At 74.3% G+C, this 6,208-nt stretch carries 6 protein-coding genes and 1 pseudogene; 3 read left to right on the top strand and 4 right to left on the bottom strand.

The features are described 5' to 3' along the window. Both ACFV4F_RS39705 and ACFV4F_RS39710 read right to left on the bottom strand, forming a co-directional pair. Nucleotides 1-369, bottom strand: a 369-nt coding sequence (locus tag ACFV4F_RS39705) for a LysR family transcriptional regulator (protein ID WP_380510245.1), incomplete at its 3' end; no start/stop codon positions are given. Between the two features lie 66 nt (nucleotides 370-435). Next, the gene (locus ACFV4F_RS39710; RefSeq protein ID WP_380439233.1) at nucleotides 436-1,176 is read right to left on the bottom strand and encodes a dienelactone hydrolase family protein; all 741 of its coding nucleotides are present in this window, start codon (nucleotides 1,174-1,176) and stop codon (nucleotides 436-438) included. A 126-nt stretch (nucleotides 1,177-1,302) separates the two neighbouring features. Between ACFV4F_RS39710 and ACFV4F_RS39715 the strand changes: the two genes are divergently transcribed. From ACFV4F_RS39715 to ACFV4F_RS39725, 3 genes are read left to right on the top strand one after another with little or no spacing between them, the layout of a single operon-like run. Beyond that, nucleotides 1,303-1,836, top strand: a complete 534-nt coding sequence (locus ACFV4F_RS39715) for a PadR family transcriptional regulator (protein ID WP_380439235.1) — start codon at nucleotides 1,303-1,305, stop codon at nucleotides 1,834-1,836. Next, nucleotides 1,833-2,519, top strand: a complete 687-nt coding sequence (locus ACFV4F_RS39720; RefSeq protein ID WP_380495408.1) for an ABC transporter ATP-binding protein — start codon at nucleotides 1,833-1,835, stop codon at nucleotides 2,517-2,519. Before ACFV4F_RS39715 ends, ACFV4F_RS39720 begins: the two co-directional genes overlap by 4 nt. Continuing rightward, a complete protein-coding gene (locus tag ACFV4F_RS39725; protein WP_380510248.1) occupies nucleotides 2,516-4,903 on the top strand; it encodes an FtsX-like permease family protein in 2,388 nt (795 codons plus the stop codon). Before ACFV4F_RS39720 ends, ACFV4F_RS39725 begins: the two co-directional genes overlap by 4 nt. A 12-nt stretch (nucleotides 4,904-4,915) precedes the next feature. Here the strand turns inward: ACFV4F_RS39725 and ACFV4F_RS39730 are convergent, their stop codons facing one another. After that, nucleotides 4,916-5,740, bottom strand: coding sequence for a helix-turn-helix transcriptional regulator (locus ACFV4F_RS39730; RefSeq protein WP_380439241.1), 825 nt, complete (start codon nucleotides 5,738-5,740; stop codon nucleotides 4,916-4,918). A 120-nt stretch (nucleotides 5,741-5,860) separates the two neighbouring features. Beyond that, nucleotides 5,861-6,208: pseudogene (locus ACFV4F_RS39735) on the bottom strand (hypothetical protein); the annotation flags it as partial.

Consider the following 6,208-nt stretch of genomic DNA (forward strand, 5'->3'; position numbering starts at 1 on the left):
GGTCTGTTTTTTTTTTAACACCCCCCCCTCTAACCCCCCCCCTGGCACCCCCCCCCCCCGGGGCGGGCCCCCCCCCCCCCCCCGCCCGGGGGGGGCCTCGAAGCCCTCCCGCAGCCGCTCGAAGGCCGGCACCACCTGCTCGGCCAGCTCCCGCCCCAGCTCCGTCAGTTCCACCCGCCGGCTGGTCCGCTCGAACACCGGCGCCCCGACCCGGCCCTCCAGCCGCTTGATCAGCTGCGAGACCCGGCCCTGCGACACCCCGAGCAGCCCGGCCGTGCGGCCGAAGTGCAGCTGGTGGACCAGCACGGAGAAGCACTCCAGCTCCTGGAGCGGCAGCTCGGGGAGTACGGGCGGTGTCCTGCGGTCCATCCCGGGAGTGTACGACCCGGCACCGACGGACCACAGTGGTCGTACGCCCCGAATCCGGGCCGGGTGCTACAGCCGCTCGGCCAGGGCCGCGTGGACGCGGCGCCAGGCGTCGGCGGTGGCGGCGGCGTCGTGGTCCGCCGGGCGGTCGGCGGCGAAGCCGTGGCGGGCGCCGGGGTAGGTGACCAGCTCGTGGCCGACCTCGGCCTCGGTGAGCTTCCGCTCGGCCTCCTGCCACTCCTCCGGCGGGAGGATGTGGTCCAGCTCGCCGCAGAAGCCCAGCAGGTACACGCCGTTGGCGGCGATGCGCCCGGCCGTCTCCAGCGGCGGGACCGGGCCGACCAGCGGGAAGCCGGAGTTGAGCAGCCAACCCGGGTAGAACACGGCGGCCAGGTCGAAGCGCAGCTCGGTGGCCGCGCGCACCGCGATGTGGCCGCCCATGCTCGTGCCCACGAAGGCCACGCCGTGGTCGTCGGCCCAGGCGACGGCCGAGTCCAGCGCCTCGGCGGCGTCGGCGACGAGCTCGTCGCGGTCCAGGGCGCGCATCAGCGTCAGGCCCTCTTCACGCTCCTCCGCGCTGTAGCCGAGCTCGGTGCGCCGCCGGCTGCGCCAGTAGAAGTCGGGGGCCAGCGCCACGTACCCGAGCCCGGCGAGCTCCGCGCAGATCCCGCGGACGTAGGCGTTCACCCCGTACAGCTCCGGGCAGACCACCACCGCGCCGCGCACCTCGCCCACCGGGCCGTGGACGTACGCCTCGATACCGCCCGGCGTGCCGAGCCCCAGCCACCGGCCACTCGTCTGATCAGTCATCAATTCCCCCGTGGAATGGACCCGAAGATCCGGACGATGTCGCGCGCATCCTAGCGCCGCCCGGCACCCCCACCCCACCCGGCCACTATTCACACCCCTGTATACATGGTGTGTATAGTTCCCGGCATGTCACTAGGTCAGATGCTCCTCGGCCTGCTGGAAGGCCGGCCCCGCCACGGATACGACATCAAACGGCGCTACGACGAACACTTCGGGCGCGACCGCTCCCTGCACTACGGGCAGGTGTACTCGACGCTGTCCCGGCTCCTGAAGAACGGGCTCGTCGTCGTGGAGGGCGTCGAGGCGGGCGGCGGTCCCGACCGCAAGAAGTACGCGATCACCGAGGCCGGCGTCACCGACCTCGCCGACTGGCTCGGCCACCCGGAGAGCCCGCAGCCGTACCTGCAGAGCACGCTCTACCAGAAGGTCGTGCTCGCCCTGCTGACCGGCCGCCCGGCCGCCGACGTCCTCGACCTCCAGCGCGCCGAACACCTCAAGGCGATGCGCGAGCTGACCCGCCGCAAGCTCGACGGCGACCTCGCCGACGAACTGGTCTGCGACCACGCGTTGTTCCACCTGGAGGCCGACCTGCGCTGGCTCGAACTCACCGCCGCGCGCCTCGACGAACTCGCCGCCCGAATCACGGAGTCCCAGCGTTGACCGCCCCCGAACCCCTGCTCTCCGCCGAGGACCTGCACAAGTCCTACGGGCCCACCCCCGCCCTGGAGGGCGCCTCGCTCACCGTCGCGGCCGGCGAACTCGTCGCCGTGATGGGCCCGTCCGGCTCCGGCAAGTCCACGCTGCTGCACTGCCTCGCCGGGATCGCCCGCCCCGACAGCGGCACGATCACCTACCGCGGGCGTGACCTCACCGCCTGCTCGGACGCCGAGCTCTCCGCCCTGCGGCGCACCGAATTCGGCTTCCTCTTCCAGTTCGGCCAGCTCGTCCCCGAGCTCTCCTGCCTGGAGAACGTCGCCCTGCCGCTGCGCCTCAACGGGATCCGCCGCCGGGCCGCCGAGGCGCGCGCCGCCGAGTGGCTGGAGCGCCTGGAGGTGGCGGACGTCGCCGCCAAGCGCCCCGGCGAGGTCTCCGGCGGCCAGGGCCAGCGCGTGGGCGCCGCCCGGGCGCTGATCACCGAGCCCAGGGCCGTCTTCGCCGACGAGCCGACCGGCGCGCTCGACTCCCTCAACGGCGAACGGGTCATGAAGCTCCTGACCCGCGCCGCCCGCGAGTCCGGCGCGGCCGTCGTCCTCGTCACCCACGAGGTCCGGGTCGCCGCCTACGCCGACCGCGAGGTCGTCGTCCGCGACGGCCGCACCCGCGACCTGGCGGCGGCGATATGAGCACCCGGACGGACGGGACGGTCCGCTCCCCCTTCCTCGACCACCTCGGCCTCGGCGTGCGCCTGGCACTGAACGGCGGCCGGGACGGCTGGGGCCGGCTGCTGCTCACCGCGTGCGGCGTCGGCCTCGGGGTGGCGCTGCTGCTGTTCACCGCGTCCTTCCCCGGCATCGTCCAGCACCGCAACGACCGCCTGTACACCCAGAACGACACCTTCCAGGACGAGGTCATCCCCTCCCCCGGCGACCGGACCGTCCTGATCGCCACCGCCGACACGACCTTCCGCGGCACCCCCGTCCGCGGCCGCGTCGTCCAGCCCGAGGGCGCCAACCCGCCGCTCCCGCCGGGCGTGGGCGCCTACCCCGGGCCCGGCCGGATGGTGGTCTCCCCAGCCCTCGCCGACCTCCTCCGGGACCCGGCCAACCAGCTCCTGCGCGACCGCCTCCCCTACCCCGTCGTCGGCACCATCGGCCCCGCCGGGCTGCTCGGACCGGCCCAGGCCGACTACGTGCTCGGCGGCGACGGCCTGACGGTGGACACCGGGGCCGTCCGGATCGACGCGTACGGGCACTTCTCGCCGCCCAAGCCGATGGACCCCAAGCTGGTCCTGCTCAACGCCGTCGGCCTCATGGTGATGCTCGCGCCGGTCGGCGTCTTCCTCGCCGCCGCCGCGCGCTTCGGCGGCGAGCGGCGCGACCGCAGGCTCGCCGCACTGCGCCTGGGCGGCGCGGACCGCCGGACGACCGCCCGGATCGCCGCCGGGGAGTCGCTGGTGGGCGCCGTGCTCGGACTGGCCGCCGGCGCGGGCCTGTTCGCGGCCGCCCGGCAGCTGATCGGGCGGATCAGGCTCGCGGACCTCAGCTTCTACCCGCAGGACGTCGCACCGCACCCGGCGATCGCCGCCGTGATCGCGGTCGTCGTGCCGCTGCTGGCCGTCGGCGTCACCCTGGCCGCCCTGCGCCGGGTCGTCGTCGACCCGCTCGGCGTGGTCCGCCGCAGCGGCCCGGGCCGGCGCCGGATCGGCTGGCGGCTGTTGCTCCCGCCGGCCGGACTGGCCGTGACGGTCTTCGCGCTCGTGCTGCCCTCGCAGGACAACCCGAGCGGACTGCCGCGCACCGCCTTCCTCAACTCCGTGCAGGACACCCGCGGTTCGCTGCTGGTCGCGTTCGGCCTGCTGCTGATGCTGATCGGCGTCTGCGCGCTGCTGCCTTGGCTGGTCGAGGCCGTCACCCGGCGCGCGGGCGGCGGCGGGCTGTCCTGGCAGCTGGCGGTCCGCCGCCTCCAGCTGGGCTCCGGGCCCGCGTCGGCCGCCGTCAGCGGCGTCGTCGTGGCCATCGCCGGGGCGATCGCCCTGCAGACGCTCTTCCTCGGCGTCAGCGCGGGCTACGAGCGACTGCCCCGCCACCGCCCCGAGACCGGCCCGTACCAGCAGTCGGTCACCTTCCCCGGCGGCGCGCCCCGGGCCGACGGACTCGGCCAGCGGCTGGCCGGCACGACCGGGGTCGCCGCGACCGCCGCCTACACCGAGTTCTCCCTGGAGAGCCCCACCGGGAAGCCGTGGGAGATGCCCTCGGTGCGGATCGCCGGCTGCGCAGTGCTGCGCGGCTTCGTGACACTGCCCGACTGCAAGGACGGCGACGCGTTCGTCCTCAAGGGACCGGCGTCGAGGCCGAGCAGCGGGGCGGAGCCCGGAACGACCGTCCACGCCGCCTTCTTCCGCGGCCAGGGCGAACCGGCGGCCTGGCAGCTGCCCGCCGCCACGCCCGTCCCGGGCATCGTGGGCGGCGACCCCGACGGGCGGATGGGCAGCGGCATGCTCCTGCTCACCCCCGGCTCCGTGCCCGCCGCCGCGCTGCGCGGCCAGCCGGCGACCGTCCTGGTGTCGATGGAGCCCGGACTGCCGGACACCAAGGAGCAGTTGACCAGCAACGTCATGGCGATCGCCCCGCAGGCGCGCACCGAGTTCCCGCTCGACCGCACGCTCGACCCGACCTACCTCGCCGTCAAGCGCCTGCTCACCGCGGGCTCCGCGGTCACCGTGCTGCTCGTCGCGCTCGGCCTGCTGGTCGGCCAGCTGGAGCGCTTCCGCGAGCAGCGCCGCGTCCTCGGCGTGCTGAACGCCGTCGGCACCCGGCGCAGGGTCCTCGGCCTCTCGGTGCTCTGGCAGACGCTCGTCCCGATGGCGCTCGGCGTGCTGCTGGCGACGGCGGGCGGCCTGGCGATGGGCGCGGTGCTGCAGTACACGGCCGGGCTCGACTTCGCCGTCGACTGGGGCGGGATGCTGTCGACGGCCGCGATCGCCGCCGGTGCCGTGCTCCTCACGACCGCCCTCGGACTGCCGCAACTCCTGCGCCTGATGCGGCCGAGCGGCCTGCGCTACGAGTGAGACGGGGTCAGGTCAGGGCCGGGCCAGCACGACGAAGCGCAGGTCCGGCCGGCCGCCGGGGCTGAGCACCTGGGCGACGACCTCGACGGGCTCGGGGCGGACGTGCGGCAGGTGCAGGCTGAACCGGTCGCCGTCGCGGTTGGCGACCACGCAGGCCCGGCCGGCCCAAAGCCGGCGGCAGACCGGGTCGCGCAGGACCTCGGTGAGCAGCGCGACGAGCTGTTCGTCGCCGGGGTAGCCGGCCATGGCGAAGCGGATCATGGCGAGGGTCATCCGGGCCTGCCAGGTCCAGTCGGCCATCTGCGCGCGGGCCTCGGGGTCGGTCAGCAGCCAGCGGACGAAGTTGGCGCCGGGGCGGGCGACCCACGGGAACCACTCGGCGGCGGCCCGGTTGTGGCCGACGACGTTCCAGGCGTGGTCCGCGAGGTAGGCGGGCTCCGGCATCTGACGGTCGACCAGTTCCTGGAGGTTGCTCAGGTCACCGGGCGCGTGCGGTCCGACGGCCGGGGTGCCGCCCATCGCGTACAGGTACAGCGAGGCCCGCTCGTCGGCGTCGAGCAGCAGGACGTCGGCGAGCCTGCCCAGCAGCCTGGGGTCGAAGCGGGCGCTGCCACCGCGCTCCAGGTCGCGGTACCAGCGCTCGCTCATGCCGAGCGTGGTGGCGACGGTCATCTGCGGCAGCGGCTTGCCGAGGCCGAGCCGCTGCCCGGCCCGGGCCCGCCAGTCGCGTAACAGGCTGGCGAGCCCCGGGAGTTCGGCGACGGCCGACTCGTCGTGGTCGAGGGGCGCGGGAATGTCCAGTGCCTCGCGCGGCACCGTGAGTCTCTCCGCCGACAAGAGTCCCCACCCCCATGGTTCCGTGCCGGAGGGGTGTCCTCGGCACGTTCAGGGGAGCCTAACTCCTGGCGTGTATTCAATCAAGCAACTATATACCTACTCAAGCAACACAGAGTGACATCAGCTGGTCAGAGCCTCCGGTTCGGCCGTGGAGGTGGCCCGCTCGGCCGCGACGGCGCCGCGCGAGGCGAGGACGGTGACGGCGGTGGCCCCGGCGAACAGCGCGGCGAGCAGCACCCAGCCCGCCGCGCCGGCCGGCAGCAGCAGGCCGGTGGCCAGGAACGGACCGATGATCAGCTGCGCGCTCATGCCGGTGCTGAACAGCGACAGGTAGCTGGACCGGCCCGCCGGCGGCGCGAGTTCGTAGGAGATCTCCCAGCGCGAGACGGCGTGGAGGTTCTCCCCGACGGTCAGCATCGCGACGGCGACCACCGCGGCCCCCAGCGCCAGGTACTCGCCCCGTCCGTC

It is taken from the genome of Kitasatospora sp. NPDC059722, assembly GCF_042733235.1.
GTDB lineage: Bacteria > Actinomycetota > Actinomycetes > Streptomycetales > Streptomycetaceae > Kitasatospora.

Coding starts and splice junctions, on each gene's coding strand:
- ACFV4F_RS39725 (WP_380510248.1), top strand. CDS start 2,516: ATGAGCACCCGGACGGACGGGACGGTCCGCTCCCCCTTCCTCGACCAC.
- ACFV4F_RS39715 (WP_380439235.1), top strand. CDS start 1,303: ATGTCACTAGGTCAGATGCTCCTCGGCCTGCTGGAAGGCCGGCCCCGC.
- ACFV4F_RS39710 (WP_380439233.1), bottom strand. CDS start 1,176: ATGACTGATCAGACGAGTGGCCGGTGGCTGGGGCTCGGCACGCCGGGC.